This is a genomic window from SAR86 cluster bacterium, from assembly GCA_023703675.1.
Lineage (GTDB): Bacteria > Pseudomonadota > Gammaproteobacteria > Magnimaribacterales > AG-339-G14 > AG-339-G14.
This window is the reverse complement of the sequence record CP097974.1, coordinates 785,989-805,036: the sequence shown is the minus strand read 5'-3', so window position 1 is coordinate 805,036 and position 19,048 is coordinate 785,989. Positions and strand designations below refer to the sequence as shown.

Annotated in this window: 23 protein-coding genes; 20 read left to right on the top strand and 3 right to left on the bottom strand. The window is 33.4% G+C overall.

The genetic code is table 11. The features are described from left to right. Positions 1–53: 53 nt before the first annotated feature. From rpsF to M9C82_03995, 15 genes are all read left to right on the top strand, one after another. Entirely contained in the window at positions 54–521 is a 468-nt protein-coding gene (gene rpsF, locus M9C82_04065) for a 30S ribosomal protein S6 (GenBank protein ID URQ73141.1), read from the top strand. 2 nt (positions 522–523) lie between these two features. Then, positions 524–793: a 30S ribosomal protein S18 gene (rpsR, locus tag M9C82_04060; GenBank protein ID URQ73140.1), complete on the top strand. Its 270-nt coding sequence runs from the start codon at positions 524–526 to the stop codon at positions 791–793. Positions 794–795: 2 nt separating this feature from the next. Continuing rightward, on the top strand, positions 796–1,242 hold the full coding sequence (rplI, locus tag M9C82_04055) for a 50S ribosomal protein L9 (GenBank protein ID URQ73139.1): 447 nt from the start codon (positions 796–798) through the stop codon (positions 1,240–1,242). Positions 1,243–1,296: 54 nt separating this feature from the next. Continuing rightward, positions 1,297–2,676: a replicative DNA helicase gene (dnaB, locus tag M9C82_04050; protein URQ73138.1), complete on the top strand. Its 1,380-nt coding sequence runs from the start codon at positions 1,297–1,299 to the stop codon at positions 2,674–2,676. Further along, positions 2,673–3,767: an alanine racemase gene (gene alr / locus M9C82_04045; GenBank protein ID URQ73137.1), complete on the top strand. Its 1,095-nt coding sequence runs from the start codon at positions 2,673–2,675 to the stop codon at positions 3,765–3,767. Before dnaB ends, alr begins: the two co-directional genes overlap by 4 nt. Before the next feature lie 69 nt (positions 3,768–3,836). Then, positions 3,837–4,925 carry a diiron oxygenase gene (locus M9C82_04040; GenBank protein ID URQ73136.1) on the top strand — a complete coding sequence of 363 codons (1,089 nt, stop codon included), beginning with the start codon at positions 3,837–3,839 and terminating at the stop codon, positions 4,923–4,925. Between the two features lie 64 nt (positions 4,926–4,989). Next, a complete protein-coding gene (locus M9C82_04035; protein ID URQ73135.1) occupies positions 4,990–6,609 on the top strand; it encodes a CTP synthase in 1,620 nt (539 codons plus the stop codon). Next, positions 6,606–7,421 carry a 3-deoxy-8-phosphooctulonate synthase gene (gene kdsA / locus M9C82_04030; GenBank protein ID URQ73134.1) on the top strand — a complete coding sequence of 272 codons (816 nt, stop codon included), beginning with the start codon at positions 6,606–6,608 and terminating at the stop codon, positions 7,419–7,421. Before M9C82_04035 ends, kdsA begins: the two co-directional genes overlap by 4 nt. A gap of 1 nt (position 7,422) precedes the next feature. Further along, entirely contained in the window at positions 7,423–8,691 is a 1,269-nt protein-coding gene (gene eno / locus M9C82_04025; GenBank protein ID URQ73133.1) for a phosphopyruvate hydratase, read from the top strand. Positions 8,692–8,747: 56 nt separating this feature from the next. Continuing rightward, positions 8,748–8,927 (top strand): septum formation initiator family protein, encoded by a 180-nt coding sequence (locus M9C82_04020; GenBank protein ID URQ73132.1) that lies wholly within the window; start codon positions 8,748–8,750, stop codon positions 8,925–8,927. Positions 8,928–8,930: 3 nt separating this feature from the next. After that, positions 8,931–9,644 (top strand): 2-C-methyl-D-erythritol 4-phosphate cytidylyltransferase, encoded by a 714-nt coding sequence (locus M9C82_04015; protein URQ73131.1) that lies wholly within the window; start codon positions 8,931–8,933, stop codon positions 9,642–9,644. Continuing rightward, complete coding sequence (gene ispF / locus M9C82_04010) at positions 9,641–10,123, top strand: 2-C-methyl-D-erythritol 2,4-cyclodiphosphate synthase (GenBank protein URQ73130.1); 483 nt, start codon at positions 9,641–9,643, stop codon at positions 10,121–10,123. Before M9C82_04015 ends, ispF begins: the two co-directional genes overlap by 4 nt. Further along, positions 10,120–10,800, top strand: coding sequence for a 5'/3'-nucleotidase SurE (surE, locus tag M9C82_04005; protein ID URQ73129.1), 681 nt, complete (start codon positions 10,120–10,122; stop codon positions 10,798–10,800). Before ispF ends, surE begins: the two co-directional genes overlap by 4 nt. Beyond that, on the top strand, positions 10,790–11,485 hold the full coding sequence (locus tag M9C82_04000; GenBank protein URQ73128.1) for a protein-L-isoaspartate(D-aspartate) O-methyltransferase: 696 nt from the start codon (positions 10,790–10,792) through the stop codon (positions 11,483–11,485). Before surE ends, M9C82_04000 begins: the two co-directional genes overlap by 11 nt. Before the next feature lie 238 nt (positions 11,486–11,723). Further along, positions 11,724–12,668, top strand: coding sequence for a fatty acid desaturase (locus M9C82_03995; protein ID URQ73127.1), 945 nt, complete (start codon positions 11,724–11,726; stop codon positions 12,666–12,668). Here M9C82_03995 and M9C82_03990 read toward each other — a convergent pair. After that, positions 12,665–13,099, bottom strand: a complete 435-nt coding sequence (locus M9C82_03990) for a PaaI family thioesterase (protein URQ73126.1) — start codon at positions 13,097–13,099, stop codon at positions 12,665–12,667. The genes M9C82_03995 and M9C82_03990 overlap by 4 nt on opposite strands. A 19-nt stretch (positions 13,100–13,118) precedes the next feature. After that, positions 13,119–13,445, bottom strand: coding sequence for a ferredoxin family protein (locus M9C82_03985; GenBank protein ID URQ73125.1), 327 nt, complete (start codon positions 13,443–13,445; stop codon positions 13,119–13,121). A 26-nt stretch (positions 13,446–13,471) separates the two neighbouring features. Here M9C82_03985 and M9C82_03980 point away from each other — a divergent pair, with 26 nt between their 5' ends. Together M9C82_03980 and recA are read left to right on the top strand one after the other, a co-directional pair. Continuing rightward, complete coding sequence (locus M9C82_03980; GenBank protein ID URQ74123.1) at positions 13,472–13,966, top strand: CinA family protein; 495 nt, start codon at positions 13,472–13,474, stop codon at positions 13,964–13,966. A gap of 46 nt (positions 13,967–14,012) precedes the next feature. Next, complete coding sequence (gene recA / locus M9C82_03975; protein URQ73124.1) at positions 14,013–15,041, top strand: recombinase RecA; 1,029 nt, start codon at positions 14,013–14,015, stop codon at positions 15,039–15,041. A 5-nt stretch (positions 15,042–15,046) separates the two neighbouring features. Here recA and proS read toward each other — a convergent pair whose 3' ends face one another. Further along, positions 15,047–16,234, bottom strand: a complete 1,188-nt coding sequence (gene proS / locus M9C82_03970; GenBank protein URQ73123.1) for a proline--tRNA ligase — start codon at positions 16,232–16,234, stop codon at positions 15,047–15,049. 30 nt (positions 16,235–16,264) lie between these two features. Between proS and M9C82_03965 the strand changes: the two genes are divergently transcribed. The 3 genes from M9C82_03965 to M9C82_03955 are packed head-to-tail and all read left to right on the top strand — an operon-like array spanning position 16,265 to position 19,048. Beyond that, on the top strand, positions 16,265–16,549 hold the full coding sequence (locus M9C82_03965; GenBank protein ID URQ73122.1) for a zinc ribbon domain-containing protein: 285 nt from the start codon (positions 16,265–16,267) through the stop codon (positions 16,547–16,549). After that, a complete protein-coding gene (gene aspS, locus M9C82_03960) occupies positions 16,550–18,313 on the top strand; it encodes an aspartate--tRNA ligase (protein URQ73121.1) in 1,764 nt (587 codons plus the stop codon). Continuing rightward, positions 18,314–19,048 (top strand): YebC/PmpR family DNA-binding transcriptional regulator, encoded by a 735-nt coding sequence (locus M9C82_03955; GenBank protein URQ73120.1) that lies wholly within the window; start codon positions 18,314–18,316, stop codon positions 19,046–19,048.

Genomic DNA, 19,048 nt, shown 5'->3' with positions numbered 1-19,048 from the left:
GAGTTTTCTTGAGTCTACATAAGGATTCAAACCCATAAGGAGACTAAAAAAATATGAATCATTACGAAATCGTTTTTGTTGTGGATCCACAATTAGATAAAGAGTCTAAGCTTTTTGAAAAATGTCTAGAAAAAATAAAGTCTATTAACGGTATTTCTCATAGATCAGAAGATATTGGCTTGAGAACTCTCGCTTATCCAATTAATGATAAAAATACTGGTCATTATTTTTTATTGAATTTCGAGTGCGATCCTAAAAATCTAAAAGAAATAGAGTCATTATTTAAATTTGATGAATCCATTATGAGATCTTCTTTAGTTAAGAAAAACAGGGCTGAAACAGAGCCTTCAATTCTTCTGTCTCAGACAAAAAATCAAAAAAAATATGAGGATGCTTCAGAAATAGACTCTAAAATAGACACTGATAAATCTGCAAAAAACAAGCCTGAGATTGATAAGTCAATTGATACTATTCCTGAAAACTCTCCAAAAGAAGAAGAACAAAAATCAGATAACGAGTAAATATGCGAAAAAAAACTGACAAAAGAAAAAATAATCAAAATCAAGAGTCTTTAATTAAAACTAAAAGAACTTGTCAATTTACTGCTGCTAATGTTGAAGAAATTGATTACAAAGACATAGAGCTTTTATCAAAATTTATTAATGAAATGGGTAAAATTTCACCGGCAAGGATGACTGGAACGAGTGCAAAATATCAAAGGCAACTTACGAAGGCCATTAAAAGAGCCAGGCAACTTGCTTTGTTACCATATACTGATAGTCATAGAAGTTAAAAATGAAGGTAATATTAAAAGAATCTATAACTGGCTTGGGGTCTCCTGGCGACCTTGTAAATGTAAAATCAGGATATGGAAGAAACTTTTTGATGCCCACAGGCAAAGCCATTCCAGCAACTGAAGAAAATATGAAGGTTTATGAGGCAGATAAGGCAGAACTAATTGAAGCAGAGAATAAAAAAATTGAAACTGCGAAAGAATTGAATAATAAGTTGAATGGATTGTCTTTTGAGATCAATGTTGCAGTTACTGAAGAAGAAACAATGTACGGATCAATCGGAACAAAAGAAATTTCGGATAAATTAATGGAATCTGGTTTTGAAATAGATAGACAGTTTATAAGATTACCTGAAGGAGTTTTAAAGGAACTTGGCGAATTCGATTTGAATGTGGAATTACACCCTGAAGTTATCTCAGAAATAAAGATAGTCCTAAAACCAGAATAATCTAATTCACATTTGTCTTAAGCGGTCTTAGATGTGAAAATATCAGACCGATTTATGAAAAAAGAATTTGATCAACCCTCCTCAATTGAAGCAGAAAAAGCTGTTTTAGGAGGTTTGTTATTAGAGCCTGAATTATGGGATACAGTCTCTGTTGAGGTAGAAGAAGACGATTTTATGCTTGTAGAGCATAAGCTCATCTACAGATCTATAAGACGTTTAAGAGATCATGGCAACGAGGTAGACACTGTAACTCTTATAGAATCTCTCACTAACGATCCAGATATTTCATCTTTATCTAATTTTAACCAAAACGAGTATATTAAAAAGCTTGCATCCGATACTCCCGGAACAGCAAATTTTCTTAGTTACACCGACATTGTTAAACAAACTTCAAGTTTAAGGAAGCTTATTTCCACAGCCTCAGATATTTCTAGTATTGCGAAAGAATCAGATTCTTTTGAAATTGAGGGCGCCTTCAGTGAAGCAGAAAATAAATTAATAAATCTCAGAGATTCAATTGAGAGAAAAAAAGGACCTGTGTTGGCTAAAGATCTAATTAAACCTGTCTATGACAATATAGAGGAAAATCTTAATTCGACTACTCCCTTAATTGGTCATTCAACAGGGTTTAGAGATTTAGATAAAATGACTTTGGGATTACAAAATGGTGACTTAATTTTGGTTGCCGGAAGACCGAGTATGGGGAAAACTGCATTTGGATTAAGTATTGCAGCAAGTTTTATTGAAAATAATATTCCCTCAGTTTTTTACAGCCTAGAAATGTCTTCAAGATCTGTTATGTACCGAATTATTTCAATTTTGTCTAAAGTAGAGCTTAAGAGAATATTTCAAGCAAAAGAGCTAACCGATTCAGATTTTGAGAAAATAGGAAAGGCTGTTGAACTTATAGAAAAAAGTAACTTTTTTATAGATGATACTTCTGCTTTAAGTCCCTCAGAAATTCTTTCTAGATCAAGAAAATTAAAAAGAGAACAACCCGAACTTGGTTTAATCGTAATAGATTATCTTCAATTGATGAAAGCAGATCAAAGCAACCCAAGCAGAGTAAATGAAATCAGCGAAATTTCTAGAGCAACTAAGGCTTTAGCAAAGGAACTGGACATTCCTGTCATAGCTCTTTCTCAATTAAATAGAGCTTCTGAAACAAGAACTAATAAAGTACCAATTTTAGCTGACATGAGAGATTCTGGAGCATTGGAGCAAGATGCTGATCTGGTGATTTTTCCTTTCAGACCAGAATTCCATGAGCCAACTCCAGAAAATAAAGGAATTGCAAGAATTATAGTCGCTAAACACAGAAATGGTGAAACTGGAGAAAGCCTTTTGCATTGGGCTGCAAGATATACTTCATTTGAAAATCTCGCTCCAAATGACCCGGCGTATGACAATCCAGCATTTAGTAACAAAAATTGAGCAGACCTACCGTAGCTGAGATAAATCTTTTAGCTTTAAAAAAAAATGTAAAAAAACTAAAAAAAATTACTCGATCGAAAATTTATCCTGTTGTTAAAGCAAACGCTTACGGACATGGATTGAAGAGAGTAATTGAAACTATTAATGCTTATATATCAGGTTATTGTGTAGCGACTTTTGAAGAATCAATAGAGCTAAGAAGATTGACCAGCAAAAGTGTCGTCTGCATGGAAGGACCTTATAATTTAGAAGAACTAAAAAATCTTGAAAAATTGAATATCGACTATGTCATTCACTCTAATAGGCAAATTTCTTTTTTAGAGGAAATAAAATCTTCAGACTTGTCAGGAAATAACAAAATCTGGCTAAAAATTGACACCGGTATGAATAGACTGGGCTTTAAGGGAAATGAAATCTTAAAAGCTTTTACAAAAATTAATTCTTCTAAGAAAAAAATTGTTTTGATGAGTCATTTTTCTTCAGCCTCTGCAAATACAAAAGCTAAAAAGCAATCAAATGATCAGATTAAGCTATTTAAAAAATACGAATCTAAGTTAAGAAAAATTAAGCCTAATTTGATATCGAGTCTTTGTAATTCTGGAGGCCTAATAAATTTTAAAAATTCTCATATGGGTATTTCCAGACCGGGAATAAGTATTTTTGGATGTCAAGAAGATTCAGGAAAGTCTAGTTTAGATCTTGAGCAAGTAATGACTTTAAAATCAAAGTTCATATCTATTAAGAAAGTGCAAAAAGGAGAGCTAGTAGGTTATGAAGGCACATGGAGAGCAAAAAAAGATACAAAAGTTGGTATTTTACCTATCGGCTATGCCGACGGGTATCCTACTGGTATGGGAAATTCTGCATATGTTTTAGTTGATAATAAAAAAGCTAAAGTTATCGGTAGAGTATCCATGGATCTCACCGCGGTGGATCTAAGTCGATGTGTTCAAGCAAATTTCAATTCGGAAGTAATTTTATGGGGATCAAACTTGAAAATTGATAAAGTTGCAAAATTTTCTAACACCATTTCTTACGAATTGATGACCTCAGTTTCAAAAAGAGTAAAGCGTAAGTACATAGAAAAATAAGGATATCTATAAAAATTATAAAGCTTCAAAAAGTTTACATTTAACAACTAAATAGCAGATAATTATCCTATGAAAATTGATTATTTAGACGAAACACCTAGGAAGCTCAAAGAATTTCCTGTTGAAAATGAATTAGACCTCTCAGAGCAAGAAGTTACTGATGTAGCCGAAATATTCAATACGCCTTTAACTGGAGCTTACAATTGGGATTACACGGTTCAAGACAATAGAATAAAAAAGCTTTACGAATTAGGCAAAGAATTAAATTGGAATGTTGAAAAAGATATAGATTGGGATCGTCCTTTGCCTGAAAGAGAAGAAACCCCACCGGAAATTTTTTGGGATGCATACGAACCCTATCAAAAACTATCAAATAACGAAAAATTTGAATTTTTGAGACACAGAGCCTCATGGTCTTTAAGTCAATTCCTTCATGGTGAGCAAGGTGCGTTATTAGTTGCTTCTCAATTGGTATCTTGTGCACCAACTTTTAATGCGAAACTTTATGCAGCCTCTCAAACTTTTGACGAGGCAAGACACGTTGAGGCTTTTAATAAATATCTTCAAACTCGCCAAAAATTAATGTATCCAGTTGGAACAGGTTTAAAATCCTTGCTTGATAAAATACTTACTGACCCGAGATGGGATTTAAAATTTATCGGAATGCAAATTATTATAGAAGGTCTTGCATTAGCGGCCTTCAATTTGGCTAAGCAAACATCAAATGACCCTGTCTTTAGAGACATGCTTTATTTAATTATTCGTGACGAGGCTCGACATGTTACTTTTGGAGTTAATTACTTGGAAGAGTATCTAAAAAACCTTTCGAAAGATGAACTTGAAGAAAGAGCTATGTTTGCTTACGAAGCTTGTGTAGTTATGAGAGGGAGACTCCTTTCAGCTGAAGTTTATGAAAAATTTGGCTGGAATGTAGAAGAATCTTTAGAATTTCAATCAAAAACCGATGTTACAAATAACTTTCAGCATCTTTTATTCACTAGAGTGGTTCCGAATTTATCTAGAATTGGTTTGATCACTGATAAGGTGAGACCTTTATACGATGAATTAGGAGTTTTAGATTATGAAAGTTGGCCCACTGACGGAGACATAGATTGGGCTTCTTTGAAACAACCCTTAGATTTATCAGAAACAGCCTAAAAATATTTACATTGAAGCATTAGCATTTTTTTGCTAACCTGATGTTCCATCTTAAGTTTAAAAGATGGCATCTGATCCGAAATATCTATTTGTAACTGGTGGAGTAGTTTCCTCTCTGGGTAAAGGCATATTTTCTGCTTCATTGGGAGCAATTCTAGAAAGTAGAGGCCTGAAGGTTACAATTCAAAAATTAGACCCTTATATAAATCTTGATCCGGGGACAATGTCTCCTTTTCAACATGGAGAAGTATTTGTGACTGAGGATGGATCTGAAACCGATCTTGATCTTGGTCATTACGAAAGATTTTTAAATTCAAAAATGTCTAAATTGAACAACTTCACTGCAGGTCAGGTTTACGAGTACGTTCTAAAAAAAGAACGAAGAGGAGATTTTCTTGGATCAACAGTGCAAGTAATTCCTCACATAACTGATGAAATAAAAAAAAGAATAGTGAATTGTGCAAAAGGACATGATTTAGCAATTGTGGAAGTCGGCGGCACAGTAGGTGATATTGAATCGCAACCGTTCTTGGAAGCCATTAGGCAAATGAAATTAGAACTAGGGGGGAATAGAGCATTATTCGCTCATTTGACACTAATTCCCTACTTAGCATCATCAGGCGAAATAAAAACTAAACCAACTCAACATTCTATTAAAAACTTACTTTCGCATGGAATTCAGGCAGACCTATTGATTTGTAGATCCGAAAATACTTTGCATAAAAATGATTCAAAAAAGATTGCTTTATTTACCAACGTTCAAGAAGAATGTGTATTTACTATTCCTGACGTTGAATCTATACATTCGATACCCGAGCTTCTGAATTCTCAAGGCTTAGATAGACAGGTTACTGAGAAATTAAGATTGAAATCCAAAAGAGCAAATCTTTCAAGATGGAAAAAGGTTACCAAATTAGAAAAAAATAGAAAGGGCAAAACAAAGATTGCTATGGTTGGGAAATATACTGAATTGGCAGATTCTTACAAATCAGTAAATGAAGCTCTTGTGCATGCAGGAATTCATAATAAAACTGAGGTTGAAATAGAATATTATGATTCTCAAGGTTTCGATAAAGAAGTAAAGAACTTTAAACCTGATGGAATACTTATACCAGGAGGATTTGGAGGCAGAGGAATAAATGGAATGATAAACGTAGCAAAATTTGCGAGAGTAAAAGACATACCTTTTTTTGGAATATGTCTCGGTATGCAAGTTGCAGTAATTGAATTTGCAAGAAATGTTTTGAAAATACCTGCAAATAGCACGGAGTTTGAAAAAAATACAAAAAATCCTGTTATAGCTTTAATAACTGAGTGGATGGACGAGAAGGGTCTAAAACAAAGAAGAAATGAATATTCTGACAAAGGAGGAACTATGAGACTTGGAAGTCAAATTTGTTTTTTAGAAAAAAATAGTAATATGTCGAAAATGTATAAATCTTTGAAGATTTCTGAAAGACACAGACACAGATACGAATTTAATAATAATTATTTAGAGAAAATTAAAGGAAAAGGGATGAAAATAGTGGGGCGCTCAAAAGATAAAAGTTTAGTAGAGGCAATTGAATTAAAAGGACATAAGTGGTTTGTGGGCTGTCAATTCCACCCAGAATTTACTTCTGATCCAAGATCTGGACATCCTTTATTTAATGGTTTTGTAAGAGCTGCTAAGCTAAAAAAATGACAACAATAACTATTGATGATGTCCAAATTGGAAACGAAGAAAAAATCGTCTTCTTTGCTGGACTGAATGTTTTAGAATCTAGCGAACAAGCAATTGAAGTTGCATTGAAACTTAAACAGATTTCAGAAAATATAGGTAATCACTTGGTTTTTAAAGCTTCTTTTGACAAAGCTAACAGGTCTTCTGTTGATTCTTTTAGGGGGCCTGGAATCGAAAAAGGAATAGAAATTTTTAAAGAGCTAAAAAAACATGATTTGAAGATCATTACCGATGTACATGAAATAAATCAAATTCCTTCAATTAATGATGTTATTGACATTATTCAAATTCCCGCATTTCTTTGTCGACAAACTGATCTAATTCAAGCTGCTTGTGAAACAGGAAAGCCTATTAATATAAAAAAAGGTCAGTTTTTGGCTCCAGACCAGATGATAAATATTATCGAAAAATGTAAAAAGTTTGGTAATGAAAAGATAATGCTATGTGAAAGAGGCACTTCTTTTGGTTACAACAATCTTGTTGTTGATATGTTGGGAGTTTCCTTAATGAAAAAAATGGGGAGCCCTGTAGTCTTTGATGTCACTCATTCTTTACAAATTCCTGGCGGCCAAGGAAATTCTGCTAGCGGAAGATCAGGGCAGGCACTTGATCTTGCCCTTTCTGGAGTATCTTTAGGGTTAGCTGCATTATTTATTGAAACTCATCCGTCACCTGAGAATGCAAAGTGCGATGGTCCGTCCGCTACGAAGCTAGATGAATTAGAATTAATTTTGAATAAAGTTTCAGCACTAGATACTTTTATCAAATCCTAAAATGAAAATTAGAAATATTGATTCTTTTGAAATTCTTGATTCTAGAGGCACACCAACGGTAATGACTTCAATTGAGTTAGAGGACGGAACTCTTGAATTTGGGTACGTACCTTCTGGAGCTTCCACAGGATCAAGAGAAGCAATTGAAAAAAGAGATGGTGGAAGCAGTTTTGAAGGCAAGGGAGTAGAAACTACAATTCAAAATGCAAAGGAAAATTTATTTCCAGAATTAATAAATATCGATTTAAAAGATCAAGCAGAGTTTGATTACAAACTATTAGAGTTAGATGGTTCAGACAATAAAGAAAACTTTGGAGCTAACATTTTACTTTCTCTTTCTTTAGCGGCTTGTAAGGCATCTGCATCACAACAAAAAAAACCTTTGTATTTATATATTTTTGAAATCTCAAGATCATTAGGTGTTAAAACTGAGATCAAAGCTCCACTTCCAATGATGAATATTTTAAATGGCGGAATGCACGCTAATAACGGTTTAGATTTTCAAGAATTTATGATTCAACCTCATGGGTTTAATTCTTTTAAACAAAGTTTAATTTGTGGTGTTGAGATTTTTAGTGAGTTAAAACAAACATTGGCCAAAAAAGGTTTCTCTACCGCTGTTGGCGATGAAGGTGGGTTTGCTCCTAATGTTAATTCTTCAAAAGATGCCCTTGAATTAATATCAGAAGCGGTGCTGACGTCAGGATATAAACTTGGAGAAGAAGTAAGCTTTGCCCTTGATTGTGCTGCAACAGAAATTTTTTCAGATGACAGTTATTATTTAAATGGCAAAAAAAATACTTCAGAAGAGATAATCTCTCACCTTGCTGAACTTCAAAATACTTTTCCAATTTCTTCAATTGAAGATGCCTTGGATGAAAATGATTGGGATGGTTGGATAAATTTAACAAATGTTTTGGGAGAGGAAACGCAGCTCGTTGGAGATGATCTTTTTGTAACAAATAAACTCTTTCTTCAGAAAGGAATTGATCTGAAAGCCGGAAACTCAATTTTAATAAAGATAAATCAAATAGGAACTTTAACCGAAACCATTGAAACCATAAAATTGGCTAAAGAAAATAACTATAAATGTGTTATTTCTCATCGATCTGGTGAGACTGAAGATAACTTCATTGCAGATTTAGCTGTAGGCACTGGATCTGGGCAAATTAAAACCGGTGCGCCTTCTAGATCTGATAGAACTGCAAAATACAATCGTTTGATTTATATAGACGCTTTAGAAAACCTAAAATTTGAAGGAAAACAATAAATTATTCCTAGATGATTTTTATAAAAAAAAATTTTTTTTTATTTTTATTCATCACAATGACGATAATTTTTTTTTACTATACGATTAATATCTTTTACGGTGAATACAGTTTTTCAGAAATTAGAGAACTTAAAAAAGATTTAAAGGACTTAAAAAGTTCTAATGAGAAAATAAATAAGGAAAATAAAATTCTATTTGAAAAATACTCAAACATTAATGACAATAAAAGCGATTAGATCATGAGTGAAGATTACTTAGCGTTAATTCCAGCAGCAGGTATAGGGTCAAGGGCCAAATTAAAATTAGCAAAGCAGTTCACAGAAATTGGCAGTAAAACCATAATTGAATACGCAATAGACCCATTTCTGCTAGATGAAAATTGCAAAAAAATCTGTGTCGTTACTCAGGAAGAAAATGATGTTTGGAATTCGTTAGCCATATCAAATCATGAAAAAATAGTTTCATGCATTGGCGGCGATACTAGAATGGAATCAGTTCTTAAAGGGTTAGAATTTTTGATGGAACAAGAGGATAAAGGTTCACTTGTAGCTATACACGATGCTGCTAGGCCTTGTTTAATCAAAGAAGATTTGCAGAAATTAATGGATTTCGCCTCAGAAGAAATGAAAGATGAAGGCCAAGGAGTGTTGTTGGCACATCAACCTCCAGAAAGTGTGAGTTTAGGTAATAAAAATAAGATCACAAAAACCTTAGACCGTTCAAAAGTATGGCTTTCAGCGACTCCGCAAGTCTTTTTTTTAGAAGATATTTTAAGGGCTATCGACAACGCTAAGGAAGAAAAAAAAGTTTTTTCTGATGAGGTTGGTGCGGCTTTAAATTTTTTTGACGGAACTATTACTCCGATTTTATCTGATCGAATGAATATAAAGGTTACAAAAAAAGAAGATTTAGTTCTTGTCGAGCAATATCTCAAGCTTTCTGGTCGGTTGTGACAATAAGGATCGGTAACGGGTTTGATGCCCACCAAATAAAAAAAGGGGATGGAATGATTTTAGGCGGTGTTTATATCGCCTGTGAATATTCAATCATAGCTCATTCCGATGGCGACATTATTTCTCACTCAATCTGTGATGCTTTATTAGGTGCGGCAAGTTTAGGCGACATAGGCCAGTTTTTTCCTAACACGGATGAATTTAAAAATATTTCTGGAGCTGAAATGATAAAAATAGTTTTAAATGAGCTCAAATCTAAAAATTACGAAATAATAAATATTGATATTACTTATATAGGCGAAATTCCAAAAATTGAAAAACATAGGTCAGAAATTTTACAAAATTTAGCAAATATGCTGAAAATCGATTCTGAAAAAATTTCTTGCAAAGCAACAACGACCGATAAAATGGGTTTTATGGGAAAAAAAGAAGGAATCTCTTGTCTCACTAACGTCTTAATAGAAAAATCTGCAAAATGAATATCTTATTGACAAATGATGATGGAATTGACCATCCTGGACTACAAACGCTTCTTCTAGCCCTTTCAAAAAAACACAATGTTTTTACTATGGCTCCCGATAGAAACCGAAGTGGCTTCGGGAGTGCCGTCACTTTTTTAACCGAAGTAAAAGAAAAAAAACTGGCTGATAATGTCTTTAGTCTTGATGGAACCCCAGTAGATTGCGTTAAGAATGCGTTGGAATTTCACTGTCCTTTTGAACCAGACATTGTAGTTTCTGGAATAAATCCTGGACCAAATTTAGGTCCCGTATTGCTTTATTCAGGGACTGTAGGCGCTGCATTTGAAGGAAGAAATTTAAAATATCCACCCATAGCTGTTTCCGTCGCATCATTTGAAATAAGCGATTATAGTTTTGCTTCTGAAACAGTTTGTATGATTTTAGACAATATGGAAAAAATACATTTAAAACCAAGCTCAATTTTGAATTTGAATGTTCCAGATCACAAAAAATTTAAAAATCCTGAAATAAAAATAACCAAAACTTATTTGGATGAATATAAAGGCAAAAGAGAAAATTTTATAGACGATCTTAGCTGTTTAGAGGAGGGTTCAATTTCTTTATCTCCGATTACTTTAGAAGCAATTTCAACAGAAAATTTAAAAAGTTTATCAAATCTTTTTGATGAGTCTTGAAAAGAACACTGATCTTACTTACCAAAGGGCTAGACAAGCTTTAGTAGATGAAATTTCATCAAAAGGAATTTCAGATCTGAGAGTCCTAGATGCATTTCTTAAGACCCCAAGACATTTATTTGTCGATGGAGCTTTTTCTTCAAGAGCTTATCAAGATATGTCTTTGCCAATAGGATATCATCAAACTATTTCACAACCTTTTGTGGTTGCAAGAATGATTGAATTAATTTTAAAAGGAAATATCTTTGATAAGGCTCCTTTAGGTACAATTCTTGAAATTGGTACAGGATGTGGGTATCAAACTGCTATTCTTTCAAATTTTTGCAGAAAAGTTTTTTCTATTGAGAGAATTTCCCCTCTGGCCGAAAGAGCTAAAGCTAACTTGCAATCTGCTGGCATAAAAAACTATCTTATTAGATGTGCTGACGGATCATTAGGTTGGCCAACATTTAAAAAATTCGATGCGATAATTTGCTCTGCTGTCTCTAATAATGTTCCTGAACCGTTGATAAAACAATTAAATGTTTCTGGAAAGCTAATCTGCCCAGTAGGAAATGAAAAAAATCAAAATTTAGTGTTAATTGAAAAAAAAGAAAAAAAAGAAATAATTAGAAAAGTTTTGGACCCAGTTTTATTTGTACCAATGCTTCCAGGAATTGTAAATGAGGATAAAGTCAAAAAATAAAGTGTAGAAACTTAATGAAGTGAATTGTAAAATAAACCAATATGCAACGTTTAAACAATTTTTTTAAAGACCATCTTTCAAAGTGGGCCTTAGTCTGGTTTGGGTTTCTCTTTTGGGGAAGTATTTTTAGCGCTTTTTTAATATTATTTTTTCAAAATATAGACAATAATTTTTTATACGCAATTGGTTATTTTTTTGGATTTTTATTTGGAATTATTTCTAAAATTAATAAATGGTCATGGATAAATTAGCATTTCAAGAAAATTTAAATCAGCAAGATTTTATTCAAGATCACGACCTTTCTTTGGAGGCGGAGAAGAAAATAGCTCGATCTTTCATGGGAAGAATTGAATGGGAGATGATTGTAATTGGTCTCTCTCAATTTATTGTTTGGCTTGGAGTCTGGGGATTAGTTCTAAATGGGTTAATGCCTCTTTGGCTCGGCTTTTTCATTTTATTGATATCAGCTACTTTTGCATATCTACCTTCTCATGCTGGTCAGCATGGACATCTTTCTGGTAATAAAAAAAATTTAGAGTGGTTAGATTTTGTAGTTGGTCAAATTTCTTTAATTCCGCTCGCTCAATCCCATGACATATTAAAAGTTACCCATCTAAAACATCATGCACACACCAACGACCCTAGTCGTGATCCTGACTATACACATACTCATACAAGAAGTTGGTTTGAATCAGCACTTATAGTTCATAATCAAACCGGAGATAGAAGTGAGAGTATCAATCAAATGATAGAAACTTGGATAGATACTGAACCTAAATTTAAAGAGGCTATTGATAGAGGAACTTTATTTTCTTTGGGATTTTTTGTGATTCAAATTGTAATGGCAATTAATTTTCCCTTAGAAACTTTATTTTTGTGGTGGTTGCCTAGAAAATTTACCGTTTCGTATTTAGGAGTAATTTTTTCTCATATGCCTCATCGTGATTTACCCGTTGGAAGACATGCAGATACAAGATTTTGGGCTAATGGAATCAGTAGATTTTTTAACCATTCGATGCAAATACACGCGATGCATCACATGTACCCAAAAATTTGTCATCATGACGAACCTAAAGCCATTGAAGCATTGCGACCATTTATGATAGCTAGAGGTATTCCTGGCGCTGAGAAAATTCCCGAGAGAATTACGAACAATCCCTTAACAAGTTTAAATTCAGCTTAATTAGTATCAAACGGATTTGCCCCTTCTGGTGGTTCGGAAGGTTGGATAGTATGCAATAAGGTCGCTGCAAGTTTATTTTCAGCGTTATATAACTTACCCTCAACCGTAGCTAGCTTTCTTCCTAGCTTAATAATTTTTACTTCAATCATTGCCTCCCCAACTTCTACTGGTCTATGAAACAGAACATGAAGATCCGTTGTCAACGGACCTATTTTAAAATCGTAAGCCGAAATCACTACCATTGCCGTTGCATCATCAAGCGCCGCTGTTATCATACCTCCTTGCACCATATTCATAGGATTAGTAGTTTCTGGTGGAAATGTAGCTTTAAGCTTATAAATGTCTCCATCAGTTTCTACGTATTCCAAATTTAAAAACTTCATAGTGTTACCGGGTTTAATTTTATTCAACCAATCTAACTTTATTTCCATATATTCCTCGGAATTAATTTTATTCTAAAATTAAGACTTCAATTTTATTTTTTGATTCCGCCCATTTTTCTGCGTCGGGGAGTGCGTCTTTTTTTTCTGAAATATTAGGCCAAATCTTTGAATATTTTTCGTTTATTTCTATGAATTCAATCTCATCTGCAGGAACTTCATCTTCAGCATATATTGCATTTACTGGACACTCAGGCTCGCAGAGCCCGCAATCAATGCATTCTTCAGGGTCGATAACTAAAGTATTTTCTCCTTCGTAAAAACAATCAACAGGGCAAACTTCAACGCAATCAGTGTGCTTGCAATTAATACAAGCTTGGCCAACAATAAAAGTCATAAACAAATTATAATTTATTTATGTCTATATCAGAGAGCGATTTAAATTCCTTAGCAGAAAAAGTTGCAACCTTATTATTAGAAAATAATTTAACAATTTCTACAGCAGAATCATGCACAGGGGGATGGGTTGGTAAAGAATTTACAGGTATTCCTGGTAGTTCAAAATGGTATGGGACAGGTTTTATTACCTATTCAAATCAAGCTAAACACAATTTATTGAACGTTTCTAAAGATTCTTTAATTAACCATGGTGCAGTGTCCAAAACAGTAGTTGAGGAAATGGCCGAAAGGGCAAGAAAAATAAGTCGATCGGATGTTAGTATTTCCATAAGCGGTATAGCTGGACCCACAGGAGGAACTAAAGATAAACCTGTAGGTACGGTTTGTTTTGCCTATGCCGACGAAAAAGTAACTAAAAGTTTTGAAAAATTATTCTCAGGAGATAGAGACGATGTCAGAAGATCTAGCGTAAAATTTATATTAGAAGAGATTATTAATAATTTAAATTCATTGCATTGAAATGCTAAATATAGTTATAATACTGTAAATTTATACAGTAACTATTATGGCAACTAAAAATACAAAAAAAGAAGAACTTTCTCCAGATAAATCTAAAAATTTAGCTTCAGCAATCAACCAAATTGAAAGTCAATTTGGAAGTGGCACGATTATGCGAATGGGGGATAAAAAGGTCGAAAATATCCCAAGTATTTCTACTGGTTCGTTAGGACTAGATTTGGCGCTCGGCGTAATGGGTCTTCCGAGAGGAAGAGTGGTTGAAATATTCGGTCCCGAATCTTCAGGAAAAACCACACTTACACTTCAAGTTATAGCTGAGTGCCAAAAACTTGGAGGAACTGCAGCCTTCGTAGACGCCGAACATGCGTTAGATCCGATTTATGCAGCTAAGTTGGGCGTAAAAGTTGATGATCTTCTTTTGTCACAACCCGACACGGGGGAACAGGCTCTAGAAGTTGCAGATATTATGGTGAAGTCAGGTGGTGTAGACGTACTGGTAATAGACTCTGTTGCGGCATTAACGCCAAGAGCAGAGATCGAAGGTGAAATGGGTGATCATCATGTGGGGTTACAAGCCAGATTAATGTCTCAAGCTTTAAGAAAAATTACCGGAAATATTAAGAGATCCAATACATTAGTAATTTTTATTAACCAAATTAGGATGAAAATAGGCGTGATGTTTGGTAATCCTGAAACTACTTCTGGCGGTAATGCCCTAAAATTTTATTCTTCTGTTAGATTAGACATTAGAAGGATTGGAACGGTAAAAGACGGAGATGAGGTTACTGGAAATGAAACAAGAGTTAAAGTAGTTAAAAATAAAGTTGCCCCTCCATTCAGACAATCAGAATTTCAAATTTTATATGGGAAAGGAATTAATAAGGCTGGAGAACTTTTGGATATAGGAGCTGAACACAAAATAGTTGAAAAATCAGGTGCTTGGTATTCTTACAATGACGAGAAAATTGGTCAAGGAAAGGTAAATGCTAGTGAGTTTTTAAAACAAAATCCAAAATTGATGAAAGAAATTGAGGATAAAATCTATAAGGCAATCAAAGAATCTGAATTAAATTAAGATATTCACACCTTAAATCTCTTAACTATTTTAGTAAAATCAAGGATCTCTTTTTTTTGATCCTTTCTCGAGATCAATTCCACAGTACCATCACTTAACGTTTTTTCACCCAAAACTACTTGATAAGGGACACCCATAAGATTTGCGTCTCTGAATTTTACTCCAGGATTTTGATCTCTATCATCAAAAAAAACATCAATGTTATTCGATTTTAGCTTTTGATATAAATCATCTGCTTTTTTACTTAAATCGGTATTATTTTTCTGGTTTATTAAAATTATGTAACATTTAAAAGGAGAGATTGATTCAGGAAATATAATTCCTTCTTCGTCATAATTTTGTTCTATAGCTGCGGCTACAATCCTAGAGACTCCTATCCCATAGCAGCCCATAAAGACATCTTGAAGCTTATTATCTTTTTGTATAGAAAGACCCATAGATTTACTATATTTCGTACCAAGCTCAAAAATATGACCTACTTCGATTCCTTTTTTTAAACTTAAAGTTCCTTTGCCATCTGGGCTTTTCGTTCCTTCTATTTTTTTTGGATCTTTTTCGTCCATTAATTCTATGTTGCAGGCAAATTCGCTTTCGTTACTTAAAACAAGAGTATCTTCACCAGAATCAGCAAGTACATGAAACTCTTCTGATTTGTCTCCACCTATAGAACCAGAATCAGCAGATACAATTTTGTAATCTAAACCAATTCTGTCAAAAATATTTTTATATATTTTTTTCATTTTAGAGTAGGAATCATTCATAGATTTTTCATCACTTCCAAATGAGTAGGCATCTTTCATAAGAAATTCTCTAGCCCTCATAACCCCAAATCTTGGTCTAATTTCATCTCTAAATTTATTTTGTATTTGAAAAAAAGTTACTGGTAGATCCTTATGGCTTTTAACTTCTTTTTTAGCTAATTCGGTAACTATTTCTTCATGAGTAGGACCGAGATAAAAGTCTCGTTCATTTCTATCTTTAAACCCAAGTAATTCTGGACCATATTCACTTGATCTTCCTGATAGATCCCAAAGATCTTTAGGCTGAACTAAAGGCATAATTATTTCTAGACAACCACCATTAGAAAGTTCGGCTCTTATTATATTTTCTACTTTCTTTAAAATTAAGGTTCCCAACGGAAGCCAACTATAAATACCAGAAGCTATTGGCTTAATCATATTTGATTTAATCATCGTTTAATTTGTTAATCGAAGAGATCAATTATGCCAATTTATGAATTTCAGTGTTTAAAATGCAATAAAAAGTTTGAAAAAATACTCAGTATTTCTGAAGCAAACAAAAAAATAAAATGTGATTGTGAAAAAAAATCTAACTTACAAAGAGTTGTATCAGCTCCTAGCTTTAGGCTTGATGGAAAAGGCTGGTATGAAACAGACTTTAAAACTGGAAAGAAGAAAAATTTAGTACAATCTAAAGAACCTAATCAAAAGAAACAGGATCAAAACAAAAAATCTATTAAAAAAGATCAGCCAAAATCAGATACTTAAATGAGTTCTTCAGTTTTTAATTTATCCCTATCAGATAAAGACAAAATCGTTACCATTAATGGTTGGGTGGAAAAAATAAGAGATCACGGTGGAGTTATATTTATAGATTTAAGAAAAGATTTAGAGATAGTTCAAGTAGTTATTGAGCCAGATGAAAAAGAAATTTTTAATATTGCTGAAACAATTAGGAATGAATTTGTCATCGAAATTACTGGGAAGGTTAAAGCAAGGCCTGATGGAACTCAGAATAAAAAAATGGCAACAGGTGAAATTGAGGTTTATGCAAATAAATTAAATATTTTTTCTAAAAGCAAACCTCTTCCATTTCAGTTAGATGAATATTCTAAGGCTGGAGAAGAAATTAGATTGAAATACCGTTATTTAGACCTTAGAAGACCTGAAATGCATAATAATTTAGTTATGCGCTCAAATATAAATAATTTCATCAGAAATTTTTTAGCTAAAAAAGAATTCATTGAAATAGATACTCCAATGATGACCAAAGCAACACCAGAAGGAGCTAGAGACTTTTTGATACCCAGTCGAGTGAACCAAGGTAAATTTTATGCTCTTCCACAATCACCACAACTTTTTAAGCAACTGCTCATGGTAAGTGGATTTAATAAGTATTTTCAAATAGCTAGATGTTTTAGAGATGAGGACACGCGTAAGGACAGACAACCAGAGTTTACTCAGATTGATATTGAAATGTCTTTTACTTCTTGTGAAGAAGTAATGAGTATTTCTGAAAAATTAATGGTAGATCTATTTAAAGCTATATTAGGAGTAAAATTAAGTAAATTTCCAAGAATATCCTACTCAGAAGCTATGGAGAAGTATGGATCAGATAAACCGGATTTAAGGAATCCACTCGTCTTAGAGGACGTAAAAGATATTTTTTTCGAATCTGATTTTAAAGTATTTAAAGATCCGGCAAATGATGAGAAAAGTAAATTATTGGCTTTAAAAATTGATAAAGAGCTTTCAAGGAGTCAAATTGATCAGTATACAAAATTCGTAGGAAATTTTGGAGCAAAAGGCTTGGCTTACATAAAAATAAATGATTTAAGTGATCTAAAAAATGGTCTTCAATCTCCAATAGTTAAATTTTTATCAGAAGAAGAAATAAGTAAATTAATTTCTAGATTAAATTTAAAAGAGGGCGATACGGTTTTCTTTGGTGCTGGAGATAAAAAGATAGTTTTTGATTCTTTAGGAGCACTAAGACAAGAACTCGGATTTGATTTGAGCTTGATTGATAAGTCGGATTGGAAGCCAGTATGGGTTACAGATTTTCCAGTATTTGAAGAGACCCCTGACGGCTCTTTAACACCTTCACATCACCCATTTACAAAATCCTTAAGTTCTTTAGAAATTTTAGAAAAGAATCCAAGTAAGGCTCTTTCCGAGGCTTATGACTTGGTCTTAAATGGATACGAACTTGGAGGCGGTTCAATGCGTATTTATGACATTGAGGAGCAAAAAAAGATTTTTTCTATCCTCGGAATTTCAGAGAAAGAAGCAAATAAAAAATTTGGATTTTTCCTGGAAGCCTTAGAATATGGTTGCCCACCTCATGGAGGGATTGCTTTTGGATTGGATAGAATTGTTATGCTGATGGCAGGCGAAGATTCAATAAGAGACGTCATCGCTTTCCCGAAGACTCAATCAGCGATGTGTTTAATGACTGAAGCTCCAGATAAAGTTTCGGAAGAAGAATTAGACGATTTGGCAATTAAGTCTACATTTGAGGAGAAAGAATAAATGGCTGGCCATTCCAAATGGGCGAATATAAAGCATAGAAAAGGGCGGCAAGATGAGAAGAAACAAAAGATCTTTTCTAAGTTAATCAGAGAACTTACGGTAGCTTCAAAGCTTGGCGGTTCAGAAGTTGCTGATAATCCAAGATTAAGGTTAGCTCTAGATAAAGCCTTAGGGGCAAATATGCCTAAAGATACAATTGAAAGAGCAATTGCTAGAGGTTCAGGAGACAATGATTCGGGAAATTTAGAGGAGATTTCATACGAAGGATACGGACCAAATGGCGTTGCGGTATTTATTGAAGCAATGTCTGATAATAAAAATCGCACAGTAGCTGAAATAAGACATGCTTTTTCAAAAGCAGGAGGCAGCCTCGGAACTGATGGTTCAGTAGGTTATTTGTTCAAGAAAAAAGGCCAAATAATTGTTAGAGAATCTAATCAAGAAAAATTACTAGATTTATTAATTTCAGAGGGGATAGAAGATATTGAATCATCCGATGAAGAATTAACAATTATTTATACCGATCCAAATAGTATTCATAATACAAAGAATGCATTACTCAAAGAAAGTATTGAGGTGATAGAAACTGAAATTATTATGGATTCGAGTCAAAGTATAAAATTAAACTCTGAAGAAACTGAAAAAGTTTTAAATCTAATTGAAAGCTTAGAGGATTTAGATGATGTGCAGAATGTTTTTTCTAACGCAGAATTTTCTCTAGAGGGTATAAATTAA